Genomic DNA, 18,955 nt, shown 5'->3' with positions numbered 1-18,955 from the left:
TTCTTTTATTTTTTCTCTATCAAGAATTGAGATAATTTTACTCTTCAAAAAATCAAATATTTTATCGAAAATGCGACCAACGCATGCCGTCTCCAAATGTTAAAGCATCGTTTTTTCTTTGTTATCGAGCGAAACCGCAATTTGTAATGACCAGTCGTTTTCCGCATAAAGAAAGCTCAAAGAATGGATGGATGAATGAACCCTATGATATTTTGAAATTTTCGGACAGTTAAATAGATTGTTTTAAAATATAATCAAAATTGAATTTTTAAAAATAAAAAGCCGAAACAGGACACGGTTAAAATAAATCAGAAATTCCATTTCATTCCGATATATAAAGAACTCGACAAATAATCATTTTTAAAAATTTTAATACAAGAACATCGGTAAAAAACGATATTGATTTGAAAGAATGGACTTGGTTGACGGGACCGACGAGACGGGCTGATAAAGCTGAAAATCGGCATCATTTGCAACTTCAGCGTCGATGCACCATGTAGCGGGCGTCTTCGCTATAAGTCAGCAATTTCTGTTTCAATATTTCTGAAACTTCCGCCAGTTTAAAACCGTTCTTTTGCCAAAAAGGTTGTGATCCATGAACAGACACAAGAGAAAGTGTTTCGAGTTTTTTCCGCTTGGCTACATTGAACAGCAGCTCCACCGCTTTTTTGCCATTTCCCCCGCCTTGCGCTTCAGGCAATAAAGCAAGATCGTGAATATAGAGCGTATCACATTTTTCCGGAAGTTTATCCAGCAATCGATCGAGAGCAGGAATGGAATTCACTTTGAACGGATGGGCAAGGCAATAACCATAGATTGCGCTTGTTCCGGAGACTGAACTTTTATCTGAAATGTTTCCTGAGGCAGGATTTCCGTCGGAAAATACAAAGCAGGACGAAGGAGAAAGCTTAAACTTTTCTTCGAGCACTGCATCCTCTTCGGGAAAATCCGGATGACAAAGTGAAGCGATCCGGCAGACATCTGCCAGATCGCTTTGTTTCATTGGACACCAATATTTCACGGTTCGATCAACCGTTAGCGACATCGAATTCCAGAGGTTGCGTGTGTTTGATACCCTTTATCTTGCGCAATTCATCAAGCACTTGATCAGGAATACGTGCATCAAGGTAAAGAAGCGCAATCGCATCTCCACCCGGTTCATTACGTCCCAAAGCAAAGTTTGCAATATTCACGCCGGATTTCCCGCAAATCGTACCGATTGTACCGATAATTCCCGGTGTGTCGGTGTTGGTGATATAAAGCATATGCGGGCCGACCTCGGCATCAAGATTGATGCCCTTGATCTGGATAAAGCGCGGCTTGCCGTCAACAAAGCAGGTTCCGGCAATAGAACGGGTGCGCTTCGATGTTTTGACCGTCAGTTTGATATAGCCATCAAAAATACCGGATTTATCGCGCTTGACCTCGGAAAGAATAATACCGCGCTCTTTAACGAGAACCGGCGCCGATACCATGTTGACATCGGCAAGCTGCGGACGAATGAGACCGGCCAATGCGGCACTGATGAGCGCGCGCGTATTCATGGCAGCGGTTGAGCCGTCAAACAGAATTTCGACTTCCTTGATGTCTTCCTCGGTCGATTGGCCAACAAAGGCTCCAAGAACTTCGGCAAGTTTGACAAACGGCTTCAAACGCGGTGCTTCTTCTGCCGTAATTGAAGGCATATTGATTGCATTGCTGACAGCACCGTTGATGAGATAATCCGACATCTGTTCGGCAACCTGAATAGCAACGTTTTCCTGTGCCTCTGTTGTCGACGCACCAAGGTGCGGTGTGCAAACGACATTATCAAGGCTAAAGAGCGGATCATCGGCAGCCGGTGGCTCGACTTCATAGACGTCAACTGCGGCTCCTGCAATTTTGCCCGACTTTAAAGCGTCGACGAGGTCTTTTTCGACAACCAACGCACCGCGTGCACAATTGATAAGTCTTACGCCATCCTTCATCTTGGCAATCGTTTCGGCATTGATGATATGACGGGTCTTATCGGTGAGCGGTGTATGCAAAGTAATGAAATCGGCGCGCTTCAACAGATCGTCCAATTCAACCTTTTCGACACCAAGTTCTTTGGCTCGGGCATCCGAGAGGAACGGGTCATAGGCAATCACTTTCATTTTCAATCCGACACCGCGGGTTGCAACAATAGAACCGATATTGCCACAGCCGATAATACCGAGAGTTTTGCCGGTAATTTCAACACCCATAAACCGGCTTTTTTCCCATTTGCCGGCTTTGGTCGATTTATCAGCAGCTGGCAATTCGCGAGCAACAGCAAACATCAATGCAATGGCATGTTCTGCGGTTGTTATCGAATTGCCGAATGGCGTATTCATGACAATAATACCGCGCCGTGAAGCGGCCGGAATATCAACATTGTCAACACCGATACCGGCACGACCGACAACTTTCAGGTTTTTCGCGGCAGCAATTAGTTTTTCCGTTACCTTGGTTGCCGAGCGGATTGCCAGACCATCATATTGATCAATAACTTCGAGAAGCTTTTCTTTGTCTTTACCGAGTTCCGGTTTGAAATCGACCTCAACGCCGCGATCTTTGAAAATCTGAACAGCCGTCGGGGATAGTTTATCAGATACGAGTACACGAGGTGCCATTATGGCCTCCAAAAATTTTGTAAAATGGGGGAATGAGCGGCCTTGAAACAAGCCGCTACAAGGGAATTTTTAAAGAGCTGCTTTTTCAGCCTTGAAAGCCCAGTCGAGCCATTCCATCAATGCCTGAAGGTCGTGAGCTTCGATAGTGGCACCGGCCCAGATGCGCAAACCTGACGGTGCATCGCGATAGGCGCCTATGTCATGGGCGACACCGGCTTTTTCCAGACGATTTACAATAGCCTTGGCAAATGCTGCCTGCTTGTCGGCATCGAGTTTAACCACTGCAGGATCAACAATTCTGAAGCAGACGGAAGTATTCGAGCGGGTTGCCGGATCTGTGGCCAAAAATTCGATCCACGAAGTTTTTGCAACGAATTTGTCAAGAACAGCAAAGTTCTCGTCAGCCCGTTTCATGAGTGTTTTCAAGCCACCAATCGACTTTGCCCATTTCAATGCATCAAGGTAATCTTCAACACAAAGCATAGACGGCGTATTGATTGTTGCGCCCTCGAAAATACCTTCATTGAGTTTTCCACCTTTTGTCATGCGGAAAATTTTTGGCAGCGGCCATGCGGGCGTATAGGTTTCAAGACGTTCGACCGCGCGTGGCCCCAGAATAAGCACACCGTGGGCACCCTCGCCACCCAGCACTTTTTGCCAGGAGAATGTTACAACATCAAGTTTCGAGAAATCGAGATTTTGCGCAAATGCGGCGGATGTCGCGTCGCAAATCGTAAGTCCCTTACGATCAGCCGGAATAAAATCGGCATTAGGAACACGTACACCGGATGTTGTTCCATTCCATGTGAAAACAACATCACGATCAAAATCGACTTTGGTCAAATCCGGTAATTTACCATAAGGCGCTTCCAACTTGCGCACATCGGTCAATTTCAATTGTTTGACAACATCTGTAACCCAGCCCGAACCGAAGCTTTCCCATGCGAGCATGTCAACGCCGCGTGCTCCAAGGAGCGACCACAGTGCCATTTCAACAGCACCGGTATCGGATGCGGGAACAATGCCGATACGATAATTTGCAGGAACTTCCAATACTTCGCGGGTGAGGTTGATTGCCTCTGCCAGCTTGGCTTTACCAATTTTCGCACGATGTGAACGGCCAACCGGCGCATTAGCAAGCGCTTCAACCGTCCAACCGGGACGCTTTGCACAGGGACCAGAAGAGAAATTGGGATTGTTCGGGCGCACGCCCAGCTCGTTTAAATTTGTCATATTAATCTACCCTTTCAGATAGCTCGCCTCTCGTTGGGAAGAGGTGGCCCGCTCACGTGGTTATCCGAAAGCTTCTAACAATACAAGTAAAAAAATAGGTTATCACAAATTATTTAGCCTAAGTGGGGTTTAGACAAAGTTTTTCAATGTATTGTTTAAGTGTTATTTTTCCTCTCAGAGTTTTATTCAAAGGCGGCCAATTACCACTTATTGTCTTTAGCGCCATTCGGGTAAAAGACATTGCACTTGTTTTCGAACAATCTCAAAGAAAGATAATATTTTTCAATATCTTCCCTGTTCATTCCTTCAAGCTCTACCGGTTTTCCGAGTGCCGCTTCAAAAGCGGATGCGACATCGTGAACCGTGTAACGTTCCGGCCCTTCAACATAATGAATGCCAGCCTTTCCATTTTCGACAAGCTTTGTCAGATAATCGGCAATATCGCGGGGAGCGATCATCGGAATGATAGAATGAGAGGGATAAATGGTGGTCAGACATCCTTTTTCGACAATCTCATTAAGTGCAAAATCCCAATTGGACATATAAAAGCCTGCGCGAACAATAACCACTTCCGGATAAATCTCTTTAACCTTCACCTCCAATAAATAAAGGCTTCCTAAATCTCCGATATGGTCACCTTCCTGAGCACTATAAGTCGACTGCACAATGACTTTTTCAAGATTCGTGTTTTCGAGCGCGCGCGTAATCGCTGCGATTGTTCGGCGCTCTTCAACATCGACATCATGAACAGGATTGGCAGGTGGATTAAGGATATAAACGCCGCTTGCCTGTTTCAAAACCTCATTTAACGAGCGGTGGTCGGAAATATCGATTTCTGCTAATTGCGCACCAAGCTTGACAAGGTTTTCAGCACGTTTTCCAGAACGGGTCACCACTGTCACATCTCTCCCCGAACGAAGCAGATTTTTTGTGAGTTCAGAACCGATATGGCCGGTTCCGCCCATCACGACAAACATAATTCACCTCTCTTTCAAAAAACGTTAGCCATCAGATAACGATAATCATTCTTGTCGAGAAGAGCTAATGAAACTATGATGGGTTTTCAAACGGGACGGGTGCAGGATGAAACAATTGCATTGGATAAAAAGCTTAAGTCTTATGATCATTCCGCTTTTGTTTTTAAGTGGTTGCCAATCGGTTCCCAAGCTCAAATCACCGGATAATGTTTACGAGTTCAACACCCGACCGACAAATGAAGTTGGCATTCCGACCGATGTCCTGAGGCGTGCCGCTTTTACGGCAGAACGCCGCGGCTATCGTTATTTTACAATCAATGACACATCCGAAGGTGCCCAGACTTCAAAAATGCCAACTTTCGGCATTAATTACGGACGCGATCCTTATGGTTTTTCCGACCCTGGCGCCGACAGTACAGGAGGTGGAATTTCAATGGATTTACCGTTGAATACGCGCCGCATCCATTGGGTTGTCACCATGATGCATACGCCCGAAGCACAAACGACCAAAGTTTATGATGTAACCGAGGTCATTGCAAAATAGATTTTCAACAAGTTGCTCTCTTCAAGTTCAAGATAAAAATTGCATTTTTTTTAAAAACTGCTGTCATATAGCAGTTATAAAAACAATATTTTTACAAGAACTTGGGGAAGAGCAATCATTTGCAAAACTCGCCTTTAAAAAAAATCGCTATGCAGCGTATGGAAGGCAGTGCTTCATTCAGCACGATTTATAAAGATGACCACTCATCATTGGAAAAGCTTTATCAATCGGGATCATTAAAACTGCGGTTCCCGCTTTATCCGGATAAACATTTCGAGGCTGTGCAAATCAATACAGCTGGCGGCGCAACCGGTGGCGACAAGCTTTTCTGGAAATGCGAGCTCGGCGAAAAAACACAAGCAACAATCACCACCCAAGCCGCGGAAAAAATATACCGCTCGCTTGATGGTAGGCCGGCCGAGATCAATATTTCGCTAAATTTAAGAAAAAATTCTACATTGTTCTGGCTCCCTCAGGAGACAATTTTTTTCAATCGTGGAGCCTTAAAACGCAAAATCACCGTCGAAATGGAAGAAGGTGCAGCCCTTCTTCTGGTAGAAGCTTTTATTTTCGGACGGAAACTAATGGGGGAGAAAGTTGTCAACGGCTTTATTGATGACGAGTGGCAGGTGCGTCTTAAAAATAAACTTGTCCATTTTGAAGCCTTTAAAATCAATGGCAATATTTTACAGCAATCAACCCGCCCTGCAATTTTCAACGGCAATCAGGCCATTGCCAGTGTTCTTTACATTGCTGATGATTATCAAAGCAAAGAAGAGGCAGCGAGAGAAATTATCGGGCAATCCGGAGGGGCGTCTGCGTGGAATGGCAAGCTTCTTGCAAGGATTATAGAAAAGGACTCCTATTTTCTGAAGAAAAGGTTGGTTCCTTTGGTAAATCTGCTGACAAAAGGGGCAGGTGTGCCGAAATTTTGGTCAATTTAGGTGAAGGTGAACAATGATACTTACCGAAAGAGAGAAAGACAAATTGTTGATCTCTATGGCTGCAATAGTCGCAAGGAAACGGCTCGAACGGGGTGTCAAACTCAATCATCCGGAAGCGGTTGCCATCATCAGCGATTTTGTTGTCGAAGGCGCTCGCGATGGGCGGACCGTTGCCGATCTCATGGAACAAGGCGCTTATGTATTGCGCCGCGATCAGGTCATGGAAGGCATCCCTGAAATGATTGAAGATATTCAGGTGGAAGCGACATTTCCCGACGGTACAAAACTTGTCACTGTCCACCATCCGATACGTTAAGCCCAACAATTGAAAAATATAAAACTATAAAGAGGGGAACTCTCATGAAACTCGTGTCAAGATCAACACTTATCTCAGGTTTGATGATTTTTACATCCACACCGGCTTTTGCCCACCTTACAGGTGTTCCGCATGACCATAGCTCTTTTGCAAGCGGCTTTTTGCACCCGTTAACCGGTTTCGATCATATTCTGGTCATGGTTGCAGTCGGCCTATGGGCAGCTCAACTCGGCGGAAAATCGATTCTCGCAGTTCCGGCAAGTTTTGTTGTGTGTATGGCAATCGGTTTTTGGCTTGCCACAAAAGGCATTGCCTTACCTTATGTTGAACCGGTTATTCTTGCTTCCGTGATTGCAATGGGTCTTTTTGCCGCTATGGCCGTTCATCTTCCGATAATGCCAGCTATGCTCGTTGTCGGTGCTTTTGCAGTTTTTCATGGTTATGCGCATGGTCTCGAACTCGAAAATTCGCAAGCCTATGCTTACGGAATTGGTTTTTCTATTGCCACAGCATTGCTTCACGGTGTCGGTATTACAATCGGCTTGGGAGCGGGTAAAATTTTTGGCCGTTTGAACGGCAAAAAAGCCATCCGCATCGGAGGCCTCGCTACCCTTCTTGCCGGCGTTTACATGGCGTTTTCAGCGTAAATAACGTTGACAAAAGTAACCGTTCTAACAATCGGAAAGAAACATCATGGTTCCCGGTGAAATCATCACAAAAGAAGGCGACATCGAAATGAATGTCGGCCGTCCGGCAATAAAGCTCAAAGTAGGCAATAGCGGCGATCGTCCTATTCAAGTGGGCTCGCATTATCATTTTTATGAGGCCAATTCTGCCCTTCAGTTCGACCGCGAAAAAGCCCGTGGAATGCGCCTCAATATTCCGGCCGGTACCGCTATCCGGTTTGAGCCGGGACAGGAAAAAGATGTTTTCCTCATACCATTAGCGGGAAAACGGCGTGTCTTCGGTTTTCGTGCAAAAATTCAGGGGGATCTTTGATGACCCACAAAATTTCACGTGCTGCTTATGCACAAATGTTCGGGCCGACAAAAGGTGACCATATCCGCCTTGCCGATACAGACCTCTTCGTAACTGTCGAAGATGACAAGACAACCTATGGCGAGGAAGTCAAATTCGGGGGCGGTAAAGTTATCCGCGACGGCATGGGGCAAAGCCAGTGTTCACGGGAAAAAGGGGCTATGGATACAGTTATCACCAATGCCCTTATTGTTGATTATACCGGCATCTATAAAGCCGATATCGGTTTGAAAGACGGGCTCATCGAAAAAATCGGTAAAGCTGGCAATCCCGATATTCAACCCGATGTCGATATCATCATTGGCCCTGCAACCGAAATTATTGCAGCGGAGGGAAAAATTGTAACCGCCGGCGGAATTGATTCACATATCCATTTCATATGCCCCCAGCAGGTCAACGAAGCGCTCTATTCCGGCGTAACAACAATGTTTGGCGGTGGCACAGGTCCCGCGCACGGGACGCTTGCGACCACCTGCACACCGGGACCTTGGCATTTGGCACGGATGATACAGGCGGTAGATAGCTTGCCAATGAATATCGGTCTTGCCGGCAAAGGCAATTCATCTTCCCCTGATGCTTTGATCGAAATGGTCAATGCCGGTGCTTCTTCGCTCAAACTTCATGAAGATTGGGGGTCGACTCCGGCAGCAATCGACAATTGTTTGAGTGTTGCCGACGATTATGATGTGCAGGTTATGATCCACACCGATACATTGAATGAAGCGGGGTTTGTCGAAGATACAATCGCTGCATTCAAAGGCCGGACAATCCACGCCTTCCATACAGAAGGTGCCGGCGGTGGTCATGCTCCCGATATTATCCGTGTTTGCGGGTTTGAAAATGTATTGCCTGCCTCCACCAACCCCACACGCCCCTATACCGAAAACACCATTGCCGAGCATCTCGATATGCTCATGGTCTGTCATCACTTATCGGCAAAAATACCGGAAGATGTTGCCTTTGCCGAAAGCCGTATACGTAAGGAAACAATTGCCGCAGAAGATATCCTGCATGATATTGGTGCCTTTTCCATTATCGCGTCGGATAGTCAGGCAATGGGACGTGTCGGCGAAGTCATTATCCGCACATGGCAAACAGCCGATAAAATGAAAAAACAACGTGGTTATTTGGGCAACGATAGCGGGTTCAATGATAATGAGCGCGTGAAACGCTATATTGCAAAATACACAATAAATCCGGCCATTGCACAAGGAATCGGTCATGTCACCGGTTCGATAGAGACCGGTAAACGTGCCGATATTGTCCTCTGGTCACCAGCCTTTTTCGGTGTAAAACCGGAGATGGTTCTGCTTGGCGGGATGATTGCAGCAGCTCCGATGGGTGACCCCAATGCATCCATTGCAACACCTCAACCGGTTCACTTCCGGCCAATGTTTGGCGCTTTCGGAAAGGCTGTCAAACACACCTCTGTCACCTTTACCAGCAAAGCTGCTATTGATAATTGGCTCACTGAAAAGCTAGGGCTCGAAAAAGAACTTGTTGCCGTCAAAAACACCCGCACTATTTCCAAAAAATCCATGAAACTCAATTCTACAACACCTCATATCGATGTTGACCCTGAAACCTACGAAGTGCGCGCAGATGGTGAATTATTAACCTGCGAACCGGCAAAGATACTTCCGATGGCACAACGTTATTTTCTCTATTGAGGTTTAAATGTCCTATAAAACTTTTCGAGCAACAAAATATATTCCGGTATCCAATGCCAAAGGTTTGCCGTCTTCAGGCGCGTTGTCACTTTCCCATGACGAGCGCCATATCCGCCGAAAATTGCTTCATTTTGTGAATGGCGACATGATAATGGTCGATTTGAAAGACCCCGTCCATCTCGCTGAAGGAGATGTTCTTGAAGCAGAAAACGGCGAATATTTTCTCATCCATGCAGCCAACGAACCGCTTTATGCTGTAACGGCGAACACACCACTGGAGCTTACCCAACTTGCCTGGCATTTGGGCAACCGTCATCAAGCTGTCGAAATTGTTGAAAACAGAATCCTTGTGCTTCGTGATCCGGTTATACGCGCTATGCTTGAAGGTTTAGGAGCGACCATTGAAGAGATTGAAGCTCCTTTTCAACCTCTCCACGGCGCCTATCACGACCATGCGGGGCACCATCATTAATGTTGCAGGGTGACGCCTCATTACTGCGTTTGATGACGCTTTTTTCGCCGGTCTTTCCGGTCGGAGGCTTTGCCTATAGCCATGGTCTCGAACAAGCAGTCCATGAAAATTTCATAAAAAACGCAGAGGATCTATTTAACTGGCTTGACGACCTCCTCATTCACGGGTCTCTCCATAATGATGCAATTCTGATTGCCGAAACGTGGCGATATACCAACCTCGATCAAAACATCTCTCTCCTTATAGAAATCGCAAACGCCATAGCCGCCTCGAAAGAGCGCTTGATGGAAATCCATTTACAAGGGGCGGCTTTTTGTAGGGCGATTACCGAGACCGGTTTTTCAAACAAAATCTATAAAACTCTTCCCTATCCGGTTGCAGTGGGCGTCCTCGGATACCGGTTGGAAATCAAACTGCCATCGTTACTTACGGCTTATCTTCATGCGTTTATATCAAACCTCGTTCAAGCAGCAATAAGACTTGTTCCGTTAGGACAAAGCGACGGCGTCAAAACCATGACACGAATGGAAGAGCGCATCCTCTCACTTGTTATGCAAAGCGATAAGCTTACGCTCGATAATCTCGGTTCATGTTGCTTTCTATCCGACATCATGGCAATGCGCCACGAAACACTCTATTCAAGGATTTTCCGCTCATGACATCTTCATATTCACCAAACGGCCCATTACGTATCGGCATAGGTGGCCCTGTCGGGTCCGGAAAAACAACTTTGACGGAAATGCTTTGCAAGGCCTTGCGCGATCGTTACTCGGTCGCAGTTGTTACCAACGACATTTATACAAAAGAAGATGCACTGATCCTCAATCGTGTTCAGGCACTGCCGGAAGACCGCATCATCGGCGTGGAAACAGGCGGTTGCCCTCACACTGCTATTCGCGAGGATGCAACAATCAATCTGCAAGCAATTGACGAGCTGGTTAAACGTCATCCTGACCTTGATATGGTATTTATCGAATCAGGCGGAGACAATCTCGCAGCAACATTCTCTCCCGACCTTGCCGATTTGACGCTCTACGTCATTTCGGTCGCAGAAGGCGAAAAAATTCCGCGTAAAGGCGGTCCTGCTATTACGCGCTCCGACTTGCTTATCATTAACAAGAAAGATCTAGCCCCATATGTTCATGCCGATCTTGATGTCATGAAACATGATGCAAAAATCCAGCGCGGTGAAAATCCTTTCGTGTTCACCGATATGTTGCGCCGCGACGGGCTTCAGGACATTATTCGATTTATCGAACAGGCGGGCGGCTTTAGCCGATAAATAAGCAAACGACCGACATGAAAACGTTTTCCACGGCTTAAAAAATTTTACTGCCGCATGAACAAGGTTGATGGACTCGAAAGCTTATCCGAAGGCAAAAAGATGTTTGCCAACATTTTTGCCGTATAATTAAAACGAAAAATATGTTCGGGAAAATTAATTGGTACGCCTAAGGGGACTTGAACCCCTGTTTCCGCCGTGAGAGGGCGGCGTCCTAACCGCTAGACGATAGGCGCACGGTGTAGAGCCGCTAATAAGCCTTGTTTACTCAAAGAGCAATGCCAAATCCCCAAAAAAATAAACTTATCAGGGCAAATTTTGAATATTTTTATTTTGAAGGCTAGACACTCGGAATTTTAATGTTATAAACCCAACCGCTCCGGTTAAAAAATCGGACGTGCCCAGATAGCTCAGTTGGTAGAGCAGCGGACTGAAAATCCGCGTGTCCGTGGTTCAATTCCGCGTCTGGGCACCATTTCATCTACTTGATTTAATTATATAATTTGGTTTAGATTTACTCTAGGTTATTTTGGGGGTAGACACTTTTTAGCGTGGGGTAGACAATTTTTTATGCCGCTCATTTACCTCTTGTTCGAATTGTCGAACTACTTTTGTAAGCTTTTTTGACCGGTTTGCGCGATTCGAATAATGCTGAGCCATTGCCAAAGTTTTCTGCCCTAACATGTCTGCAATCGTTCGATCGTCAAAACCCATTTCTGCCAAAATCGTCGCTACGGTGTGTCGCAAGCCTTTTAATGTTAGCCCTTCTGACACTTTATGCTCAGCTAATAGTCGTATTTTAATTTTTTGCCATGTTGAACTTAAACCGCTTACCGCCGGATCGAACGTCAGCCCTCTACCTCCGGCCGTATTCCCTTGTCATCTTGTTTATCCTGCAAAAATTTTAATTAGACGATCAATAAACTGCTTGCCTTCGAGTGTTAAATGCAATTCTTTAGCCCGACGGTCGTTCATAGAAGGTTCTTGAACGACAAGCCCAAGTCCATCTTTTAGTTCGCCATTACGCCCCCTACGGTAAGAATAGGGTGATAAGGATAATACAACATTACTCATAGTTCCCTTTGGGATGCCAAATGCCTCGGCAATTTTAGTGGCTTCAATACCATTTTTTCGAGCAATTGATATTAAAACAATTAACTTGTTCGCATCAAAATTACCGTCGACAGAACGCATTTCAGTAGCCAATTCAAGTAATGCCTTTAGTGATTTGCCCGAAACTTTTTCATAGCTTTGCATCATTTGGTGGTTCCTTCAATCAGATATTGGTTTTTATATCTGCCCACCACGTTAAAAAGCCCGTCAATCAAAAACCAGCTTGTTTAAGAATTAAAATCGCATGTCTTACCTCTCTTCTAACAAGTGCTTCTTCAGTTCCACGAGAGATTAACGAAGAGGCGGTTAATAGAAATTGTGCTGCAATGTTCAGTTCCTGTACCGATGGTGGCAAGCGGTGAGGCTTTTGAGGGGCTTCATTGTCCGTCAGTCTTCTCAACTTAGACATTTTGTTCTCCCAGTGTTCTTATTTTTGTTCCATTTTATAGACATGAAATGAAATCAAGTAGATTTTTTCTGTCACATATTAGCGCTTCTTTAAATGAAACCAGCCGTTATAGATCTGGTACAAGACGGCTACTAAAGATAGTGCATAATATATGATGAAAATTGATAGGAAAAAATAAGTCAAGCAAAAAAGGAAAAAACAGATATAAAGATAGAGAAAGAGAATAAAAAAAATGAAATTTTTGAAGCGAATAAGATTTACAATCTTTTTTCACATATTGGTTTTATTGTGTTTTTAAGCATTCTTATGACCATTATCATGACCAAGCATCTTAAAGCATTACCTTTAGCAGCTATTATCACAAGGCTATGGGGATATTGTGATCTTCTCAAAGATTGATTTAGATTTTTAGATTTTTCTACAAAATCTAATTGGTAGCACACACTAAAGACAACCAAAGGGAATGCCTTTCTTTTAAAAGAGAGATTGAATATTTATTAGTAATGAAAATGATGAAGGTGCACCTTAAGTTCACCTAAGTTACACCTAAGGTAAACCTATAGATATAACTTTAGGGTAGGCATAGGGGGCATCCTATCTAATGGGGGGGTATTAAAATTTAACGGTCTATCAAACTTGTTTTAGCTTGATATTTGTCCCCCACAACCTGCTCCATAAACTTGTCCAATTCCTTCTGTAACTCTTCGTCTCGCTGTTGTTCAGTAACCTTTTGAAGAGTGTCATTAGAAAATCGAGTGCATACAGGCTCACCAGCTAGCTCAGGAGATGCTTCTAGGTCATCTATGATGAAATTGTGCCAAGCGGTCACCATATCGCGCTCTCTGAGCTTCTGTGGGGTATCTAGCGGGTATGATTCTTATTTCATAACCGCGATCAGAAAGAGAGTTATAAATTGATTGTTCAGCCTGAGGTGTTCCGAGATAAATAATCTTGCTTGTCGCGACCGGCTTGAGAATTGCCATGATGTTAGTCTCATTTGTCGTTCTAAATCACATCGTTTGTCAAACAAAAGGTTAGACATTATTCTCCAAATTGATTTATTCAATCAACCAAGCTAGACAATTAAAAATAGGTAACACATTGATTTTTAAATAAAAATTCAAGGACTGAAAATCCGCGTGTCCGTGGTTCAATTCCGCGTCTGGGCACCATCTCAACTTTTCACCTTTTTATCCTAATGTTTTTATTAATTATTCTCTTGAGTAAGAGAATAGAAAAGCATTCCAATCGTTCTGACGCTTTTGAATTGTCTCATCGGCCAATTCTCGCTGATCATCTGTCTTTTATATAAAAAGATACGCTTTTTTCAGCTTCACAAACCAAATCGATTTCAATTGCACTATTGTGGCTCCGGAATTTTTATATGAAACGCATTCATCCTCGCACATTTAATGGGAATCTTTTCCCTCTTTTTATTTGCAAGCCTCACGTTTTGTCCAATATCTTGACCTGAAATATTCGATAATCTGTTCTCTTGATTTCGATTGCCGCAATATTCCATCTTATTGAACCGTAAGCCTTTTTTAAAAATAACAACAAAATGTTTTTGGTGACCTCTAAATGCCGAGCACTCGTTGCTCCCACATTTTCTGTCAGCCATTGGCTCGAACGCAGCTTATAAAACGAAATGAGTTACCGAATGTCAATCTAACGAACAGACTTAGCCAATTTGTTAAGTTTGGGATTTTCCGTGTCTTACCAACAAGCTTACTTTTGTGAGACGAAAGCGACTGAGTTTGTCTTTAAGCAAGAGATTTGAGCCATGCAATGGACCGACAATATGCCATTGAAAACGTTTGTTTTCCATAATTCTGCTCTCAATTCAGCCAATCTTCTAAGTAAGCTCAAGATACATTTTTAAGCACCAATTACGCCTGAAGGAATTAAAAACGTGAGGAATAAGTTTCCTCATTTTTACTGAAAATTTTGATTTATTGAGTGAGAAAATAACTTTGGTCTATAAGATCGCAAATTTCTTTCATAGATACTGTTCCATCAAGAACAATACTGATCCAACTATCCTTGTTCATGTGATAAGCCGGCAATAAACTACTTTTCAAAATCACTGTTCTTCTGCTTAAGCATGTAGCCTGCAATCTTCTAACAGATTGCAGCTTAAAAACCGTGCCATCTTTTGTCAGGAACCCCACGTTATATAAAGCAGCGATAGGCCGATCAATGCACATAGTGGAGACCAGTAGCGCGTGTCATAGTAAGCAAATGTGCTATCTTTTATTTTCTTGGTAAAACCGACAAGCCGAAAATCGCCAATTGCCCTGACAATAAAAACGGCTGCAAGCAAAGTCCCACCTATTTTTAATATATAAGTTGGCAGCAAGCCGATAATCCCTGCTCCCAATTCCATTACGAACAATGTAACAAGCAACAGTGCCGAGGCAACTAGAAAAGTACCTAATTTGCTTGCATGGAAAGCCGGGACACCCTCAATATAGGGAATTACTTTTGATGATGATTCAGCATCGGGTTTCAATACCCAATAGTAATGTGTCAAGGCAATCAAAAAAAGCACAATGACAGTGCTTAAATGGACAATGGTATAGAACATCGCGGTGGTCCAACCTTTCAAGGAATTTATTTTTGGAACAGTAATTTGAGATAAGTAGCAAAAGGATTTGGCCGGTTAGGCTCCTTTCGCAAAAGGCGGTTCACAGCTTCATTATGGCCTAATGCCATCGAGCCTTCAACCAGAATTCTGCAATCAAAAGGCGGCTCCTAATCCTTCATTTTGTACAATTGCTCAACAAGACTGCCATAAAAAACTTTTTGTTCATCCATCAGCTTACTTTGGCGAGACGAGAGCGGGTTTCCAAGCAGGAGATTTGAAGCATATAATGAATTGAAAAGATTTCAATGGAAAGGGTTGGTCTCTATTGTTCTCAATTCAGACAGTTTTTGAGGTGGGCTCAAAGTATATTTTTGAGCACCAATTACGGCCGAAGGGATTAAAAAGCTCAGGAATAATTTCCCTATTTTTGCCGTAAAATCCGACTTAATGAGTGAGAAAATAACTTTGGTCTATGAGATCGCAAATTTCTTTCATAGATACTGTTCCATCAAGAACGATACTGATCCAACTATCCTTGTTCATGTGATAAGCGGGCAAATAGCCGACTGACTGACGTAAATTACCTATCATGACTGATGGGCATTTTCTAACGGTTGGAATGTAGATTATTCGATCATGATAGTTTTGTGGATAGCAGTAAAAAGTTATAATTATCGCTCGCTCCGGTTTTTTAGGCAAGATAATCGGGGTTGGAAACGGCTTTAAAAAGCCATACGAAATCGAAAATATGTCTAACAAACTCAAAAACCGGCAGCCTATTGCACGCCGCGGTACAACCGATGTACACACTTTTTCTCGACTATAAGCATCGTCTCTACAGTCACCTTCCATCCTAATTGTTGATTCTTGCCCTTCACTAATAAGCAAAAACCATACTGGATCTATCTTCTTTAAATATAGTTAACTGAATTATATTGTAATTATATGTTTTTCTTATAATTTTTATCAACAATTTTTCGTTCTTACGATCATATTTATACAAACTACAATAATCAATATTATTTTAGATCTAAAATAAAAAATATTTAATAATTATATTTAATAATAACGGTTAAACTATGTTTTTCTAGTAAAAAAATAAAAAAATGATTTTTGTTCTTTTAGCCTTATATAATCATCAGCCCTAATAGTATTATATTTTTGTCTTAAGCCGCCTGCTTTCGTTATAACTTCTATATCTGGATTTTCAATTATAGCTTTATGTATGTCATCTGAATGCGCAGGAGTATTGTTAAAAATTTTCGTGTAAAATTCTCGAAGCTGAGTCGCACCACCATTTTGGTTAATATAATTTGGAATATCGTCATAAAGTTGTCCTCTCGCAACCTTTCTATCTTCTTCATCAAATAAATATAGCATCCCTTCATCTTCACTATTATAAGAAAGCATATTCAGTCCCGAACGACCAAAGTGCGCTTGATGAAGAGCGTTGTTATGAAGCACATTATTATATTCCTGCCTAGCCCTGTAATTATTCGCGAAATGCATCAACCAATATTTATATCCATCTTTATGATTGATCGAAAATGGAGTGAAAAATGTCGAACATTCCTTAAAAACATCAAATATTAATTTTTCGGCAGCGCCTAACCATTCTTTCTTATCAATAATATCTCTAATAGCATTCAAATCTTCATAAGAAATGCCAATTCGATCTAAATTTTTTTGTATTTTCGGAATATCCGATGGTGAAGCATATTGCAAAAAACCGCCGATCATAAAGGTAAACAATATTTCAACTGATTTAAAACTATTCATAATGTCAATAATTATTTCTTTTGTTACATGAGTATATCCATATTGATCCAAATTAAAAATTACATTTTGAATCTTTAATTTCTTAATTTCTTCTTTGATATATCGATAGCGTTGTTCAAATATGCAATTTGAATACTGTATTTTTATATTTAGCCCCGAATTTTTTTCCTTTATGTCAATTATCAAAGGCGCCAAATTTATTTTCAAGAGTTCAATCGCGCTCGCATCTACGTCGTTAAAAAACAAGATACAATCAAACGTGATAGGCTTGAGTCTTTGTACGGCGCGTCGGACATTTATATTTTGATATGCTTTTTGTAATTCTTCAATAAAAATTAGCGGTGAACCTGATACCCCCGTTTTATAACGTCCGGCACCTGAAAAGCCGTCTACTACGGCAAGTCGGAAACTGGATTGCAGAGGATTGCCACACTTAACCGTTAAATATCTAAAGAAATACTCACGTAATATTTTAAGTTTACGCTTGGAATGTTCACCTAGTTCGGCGCCTTTTTCCCAGTCGTATGATTTTTTAGTCAATTCTTTCCCCGAAATGAATTAAAAATAATCAGTTATGTTTAAAATATCGGCATTTCATCCCAAATTTTACCCTTGTATTCACGCCCATTTGCTTTTTTTGAACGCTTTTTATTATCTTTTCCCCAAGTTCCCCATTGTTTGAAAAAAAATGCTGTTTGATATGTTAAGCACTGGTCATAAATGTCGTCAATCCATTCTTCGTGAATAGGTCGTGCTTTTGGACCGCTTTCTCCGCCGACAATCGCCCAATGAATATTTGTCAGATTTATCTTGCCAACGGGGCCAATAAGAGGTTCAAACGAGATAAATCTGATTGCAGCTGGAATATCTCTCAAAAAATCTATTCTCTTTATTACGTCAAAACTTTCCACGCTCGTGCCTAGCCAAACATTAGGTAATATGTCCGCTATTTGCGTTTTAACGAATTGCGCCATTCGATCCGGTCTCTTTGTCAAAATTTGATAATTGTGGTGTGGCGTCTGCCTCATAACCTGCCACACTTGTTTTACGAATGAATCAGAGACGCGTTCATGAAATAGGTCGCTCATCGAATTTACAAAAATTTTTCGTGGTTTTTTCCACCTCAACGGAATTGAAAGTGCTTGCCAATCTTCTCGTACAATTCCTTTCCAGACTATTCTACCACCCGATTTTCGTGTTAACCCAGCATATTTCTCCGATCCCATTGCTTCCAAACGGGCTGCCATTTTCATCGCGTAACAATTTTTACAACCAGAAGACACGATGGAGCAGCCTGCCACAGGGTTCCACGTTGCATCAGTCCATTCGATCTTAGTTTCCGGCATTTTGTCAATCCTTCAACAATATGATTGCACTGTTATACCATTAATCAGTTAAAACTTTGCTTTTCCCAACTGTCCAAAAATAAACGAACTCCACCTTATTAGACTGAAGCGCAAATATGTTTTGAGTCTATTCCGAAAGCGTTGACTTTTCTATACTAGTAAAAACAATCTTTTTCGCGGGTTAGACTGAAGATTGTCAGTTTACGAGATTTTGCGGATAGCAGTAAAGTGACGATTGTCAATGGTTCCTGATGCAAAGACCCACCAGAACGCGTTGTACGGAAGTGCAAGACATCGACACGTTGCATATTCTATCTGAGTGAGACTTAAAACCGCGTTTGCTGCCAAACGTCAGATCAATTTCAGCTGTAGGCAAAGAGACAAGTGACCCTCTGGAGGGCTTTCATTTAAACCAAAGATGAACAATATAAAGGCTGTTAACAATCACATGCATACCCAGGATTTCCTATTATCCACCGACAAAGCAATGATCTGATATACTTCTCTTCCAATGATCGACACGGATATTTGAAGCCGCCATTTTAATTACCACAGAGTGATATGAATAGTTTTAGCAGAATGTTTTTGACGTGCGTTTCGATAGAAAGTGAC

General features: G+C 42.6%; 21 protein-coding genes and 2 tRNA genes. 10 read left to right on the top strand and 13 right to left on the bottom strand.

The features are described 5' to 3' along the window. Positions 1-478 precede the first annotated feature (478 nt). The 4 genes from H3V14_RS10230 to H3V14_RS10215 all read right to left on the bottom strand — a co-directional run bounded on the left by H3V14_RS10230 (position 479) and on the right by H3V14_RS10215 (position 4,843). Positions 479-1,003: a GNAT family N-acetyltransferase gene (locus tag H3V14_RS10230; protein ID WP_246785169.1), complete on the bottom strand. Its 525-nt coding sequence runs from the start codon at positions 1,001-1,003 to the stop codon at positions 479-481. A gap of 25 nt (positions 1,004-1,028) precedes the next feature. Further along, positions 1,029-2,633 carry a phosphoglycerate dehydrogenase gene (gene serA, locus H3V14_RS10225; RefSeq protein ID WP_198228433.1) on the bottom strand — a complete coding sequence of 535 codons (1,605 nt, stop codon included), beginning with the start codon at positions 2,631-2,633 and terminating at the stop codon, positions 1,029-1,031. 69 nt (positions 2,634-2,702) lie between these two features. Further along, on the bottom strand, positions 2,703-3,866 hold the full coding sequence (locus H3V14_RS10220; protein WP_198228431.1) for a phosphoserine transaminase: 1,164 nt from the start codon (positions 3,864-3,866) through the stop codon (positions 2,703-2,705). 200 nt (positions 3,867-4,066) lie between these two features. Continuing rightward, positions 4,067-4,843 (bottom strand): NmrA family NAD(P)-binding protein, encoded by a 777-nt coding sequence (locus tag H3V14_RS10215; protein ID WP_198228429.1) that lies wholly within the window; start codon positions 4,841-4,843, stop codon positions 4,067-4,069. Between the two features lie 106 nt (positions 4,844-4,949). Between H3V14_RS10215 and H3V14_RS10210 the strand changes: the two genes are divergently transcribed. The 9 genes from H3V14_RS10210 to ureG all read left to right on the top strand — a co-directional run bounded on the left by H3V14_RS10210 (position 4,950) and on the right by ureG (position 11,109). Further along, positions 4,950-5,387 (top strand): hypothetical protein, encoded by a 438-nt coding sequence (locus H3V14_RS10210; protein WP_198228422.1) that lies wholly within the window; start codon positions 4,950-4,952, stop codon positions 5,385-5,387. 119 nt (positions 5,388-5,506) lie between these two features. Then, positions 5,507-6,331 (top strand): urease accessory protein UreD, encoded by an 825-nt coding sequence (locus H3V14_RS10205; RefSeq protein WP_198228420.1) that lies wholly within the window; start codon positions 5,507-5,509, stop codon positions 6,329-6,331. A gap of 13 nt (positions 6,332-6,344) precedes the next feature. Continuing rightward, positions 6,345-6,647 carry an urease subunit gamma gene (locus tag H3V14_RS10200; protein WP_075915066.1) on the top strand — a complete coding sequence of 101 codons (303 nt, stop codon included), beginning with the start codon at positions 6,345-6,347 and terminating at the stop codon, positions 6,645-6,647. A 44-nt stretch (positions 6,648-6,691) separates the two neighbouring features. Further along, positions 6,692-7,294 (top strand): HupE/UreJ family protein, encoded by a 603-nt coding sequence (locus tag H3V14_RS10195; RefSeq protein WP_198228417.1) that lies wholly within the window; start codon positions 6,692-6,694, stop codon positions 7,292-7,294. A gap of 46 nt (positions 7,295-7,340) precedes the next feature. Further along, positions 7,341-7,646 (top strand): urease subunit beta, encoded by a 306-nt coding sequence (locus tag H3V14_RS10190; RefSeq protein WP_198228415.1) that lies wholly within the window; start codon positions 7,341-7,343, stop codon positions 7,644-7,646. Next, positions 7,646-9,355 carry an urease subunit alpha gene (gene ureC, locus H3V14_RS10185; RefSeq protein WP_198228406.1) on the top strand — a complete coding sequence of 570 codons (1,710 nt, stop codon included), beginning with the start codon at positions 7,646-7,648 and terminating at the stop codon, positions 9,353-9,355. Before H3V14_RS10190 ends, ureC begins: the two co-directional genes overlap by 1 nt. Before the next feature lie 7 nt (positions 9,356-9,362). Next, a complete protein-coding gene (locus tag H3V14_RS10180; protein ID WP_198228404.1) occupies positions 9,363-9,827 on the top strand; it encodes an urease accessory protein UreE in 465 nt (154 codons plus the stop codon). Then, positions 9,827-10,486: an urease accessory protein UreF gene (locus H3V14_RS10175; RefSeq protein ID WP_198228402.1), complete on the top strand. Its 660-nt coding sequence runs from the start codon at positions 9,827-9,829 to the stop codon at positions 10,484-10,486. The genes H3V14_RS10180 and H3V14_RS10175 overlap by 1 nt, the downstream gene beginning before the upstream one ends. Beyond that, positions 10,483-11,109, top strand: a complete 627-nt coding sequence (gene ureG / locus H3V14_RS10170; protein WP_198228400.1) for an urease accessory protein UreG — start codon at positions 10,483-10,485, stop codon at positions 11,107-11,109. Before H3V14_RS10175 ends, ureG begins: the two co-directional genes overlap by 4 nt. 161 nt (positions 11,110-11,270) lie before the next feature. Here the strand turns inward: ureG and H3V14_RS10165 are convergent. Then, positions 11,271-11,345, bottom strand: a tRNA-Glu gene (locus H3V14_RS10165). A gap of 163 nt (positions 11,346-11,508) precedes the next feature. Here H3V14_RS10165 and H3V14_RS10160 point away from each other — a divergent pair. Next, positions 11,509-11,584 (top strand) — tRNA-Phe (locus tag H3V14_RS10160). 71 nt (positions 11,585-11,655) lie between these two features. On the opposite strand, the gene H3V14_RS10155 is transcribed toward H3V14_RS10160, so the two are convergent. The 8 genes from H3V14_RS10155 to H3V14_RS10125 form a co-directional block, all read right to left on the bottom strand. Then, a complete protein-coding gene (locus tag H3V14_RS10155; protein WP_369459188.1) occupies positions 11,656-11,913 on the bottom strand; it encodes a tyrosine-type recombinase/integrase in 258 nt (85 codons plus the stop codon). Between the two features lie 84 nt (positions 11,914-11,997). Continuing rightward, positions 11,998-12,369: a MarR family winged helix-turn-helix transcriptional regulator gene (locus tag H3V14_RS10150; RefSeq protein WP_198228399.1), complete on the bottom strand. Its 372-nt coding sequence runs from the start codon at positions 12,367-12,369 to the stop codon at positions 11,998-12,000. A 64-nt stretch (positions 12,370-12,433) separates the two neighbouring features. Continuing rightward, the gene (locus tag H3V14_RS10145; RefSeq protein ID WP_198228398.1) at positions 12,434-12,631 is read right to left on the bottom strand and encodes a hypothetical protein; all 198 of its coding nucleotides are present in this window, start codon (positions 12,629-12,631) and stop codon (positions 12,434-12,436) included. 1,952 nt (positions 12,632-14,583) lie between these two features. Continuing rightward, entirely contained in the window at positions 14,584-14,838 is a 255-nt protein-coding gene (locus tag H3V14_RS10925; protein ID WP_255520383.1) for an MmcQ/YjbR family DNA-binding protein, read from the bottom strand. Next, a complete protein-coding gene (locus H3V14_RS10140; RefSeq protein ID WP_198228397.1) occupies positions 14,790-15,218 on the bottom strand; it encodes a DUF3995 domain-containing protein in 429 nt (142 codons plus the stop codon). The genes H3V14_RS10925 and H3V14_RS10140 overlap by 49 nt, the downstream gene beginning before the upstream one ends. A 444-nt stretch (positions 15,219-15,662) precedes the next feature. After that, positions 15,663-16,070, bottom strand: a complete 408-nt coding sequence (locus H3V14_RS10920) for an MmcQ/YjbR family DNA-binding protein (RefSeq protein ID WP_198228396.1) — start codon at positions 16,068-16,070, stop codon at positions 15,663-15,665. Between the two features lie 225 nt (positions 16,071-16,295). Then, positions 16,296-17,537, bottom strand: coding sequence for a three-Cys-motif partner protein TcmP (locus tag H3V14_RS10130; RefSeq protein ID WP_198228395.1), 1,242 nt, complete (start codon positions 17,535-17,537; stop codon positions 16,296-16,298). Between the two features lie 38 nt (positions 17,538-17,575). Continuing rightward, a complete protein-coding gene (locus tag H3V14_RS10125) occupies positions 17,576-18,343 on the bottom strand; it encodes a phage Gp37/Gp68 family protein (RefSeq protein ID WP_198228394.1) in 768 nt (255 codons plus the stop codon). Between the last annotated feature and the right edge of the window lie 612 nt (positions 18,344-18,955).

The organism is Bartonella sp. W8151, from assembly GCF_016100385.1.
In the GTDB taxonomy this organism is placed as follows: Bacteria; Pseudomonadota; Alphaproteobacteria; order Rhizobiales; family Rhizobiaceae; genus Bartonella; species Bartonella apis.
This window is presented reverse-complemented; position numbering and strand designations above follow the sequence as displayed.

What these genes read in the sequence shown, in the direction of transcription:
- H3V14_RS10145 (WP_198228398.1), bottom strand. Translation starts at nt 12,631, where the DNA reads ATGTCTAAGTTGAGAAGACTGACGGACAATGAAGCCCCTCAAAAGCCT.
- H3V14_RS10925 (WP_255520383.1), bottom strand. Translation starts at nt 14,838, where the DNA reads ATGTGCATTGATCGGCCTATCGCTGCTTTATATAACGTGGGGTTCCTG.
- serA (WP_198228433.1), bottom strand. Translation starts at nt 2,633, where the DNA reads ATGGCACCTCGTGTACTCGTATCTGATAAACTATCCCCGACGGCTGTT.
- H3V14_RS10140 (WP_198228397.1), bottom strand. Translation starts at nt 15,218, where the DNA reads ATGTTCTATACCATTGTCCATTTAAGCACTGTCATTGTGCTTTTTTTG.
- H3V14_RS10150 (WP_198228399.1), bottom strand. Translation starts at nt 12,369, where the DNA reads ATGATGCAAAGCTATGAAAAAGTTTCGGGCAAATCACTAAAGGCATTA.
- H3V14_RS10180 (WP_198228404.1), top strand. Translation starts at nt 9,363, where the DNA reads ATGTCCTATAAAACTTTTCGAGCAACAAAATATATTCCGGTATCCAAT.
- H3V14_RS10175 (WP_198228402.1), top strand. Translation starts at nt 9,827, where the DNA reads ATGTTGCAGGGTGACGCCTCATTACTGCGTTTGATGACGCTTTTTTCG.
- H3V14_RS10215 (WP_198228429.1), bottom strand. Translation starts at nt 4,843, where the DNA reads ATGTTTGTCGTGATGGGCGGAACCGGCCATATCGGTTCTGAACTCACA.
- H3V14_RS10210 (WP_198228422.1), top strand. Translation starts at nt 4,950, where the DNA reads ATGAAACAATTGCATTGGATAAAAAGCTTAAGTCTTATGATCATTCCG.
- H3V14_RS10200 (WP_075915066.1), top strand. Translation starts at nt 6,345, where the DNA reads ATGATACTTACCGAAAGAGAGAAAGACAAATTGTTGATCTCTATGGCT.
- H3V14_RS10920 (WP_198228396.1), bottom strand. Translation starts at nt 16,070, where the DNA reads ATGGAAGGTGACTGTAGAGACGATGCTTATAGTCGAGAAAAAGTGTGT.
- H3V14_RS10220 (WP_198228431.1), bottom strand. Translation starts at nt 3,866, where the DNA reads ATGACAAATTTAAACGAGCTGGGCGTGCGCCCGAACAATCCCAATTTC.
- ureG (WP_198228400.1), top strand. Translation starts at nt 10,483, where the DNA reads ATGACATCTTCATATTCACCAAACGGCCCATTACGTATCGGCATAGGT.
- ureC (WP_198228406.1), top strand. Translation starts at nt 7,646, where the DNA reads ATGACCCACAAAATTTCACGTGCTGCTTATGCACAAATGTTCGGGCCG.
- H3V14_RS10190 (WP_198228415.1), top strand. Translation starts at nt 7,341, where the DNA reads ATGGTTCCCGGTGAAATCATCACAAAAGAAGGCGACATCGAAATGAAT.
- H3V14_RS10230 (WP_246785169.1), bottom strand. Translation starts at nt 1,003, where the DNA reads ATGAAACAAAGCGATCTGGCAGATGTCTGCCGGATCGCTTCACTTTGT.
- H3V14_RS10195 (WP_198228417.1), top strand. Translation starts at nt 6,692, where the DNA reads ATGAAACTCGTGTCAAGATCAACACTTATCTCAGGTTTGATGATTTTT.
- H3V14_RS10125 (WP_198228394.1), bottom strand. Translation starts at nt 18,343, where the DNA reads ATGCCGGAAACTAAGATCGAATGGACTGATGCAACGTGGAACCCTGTG.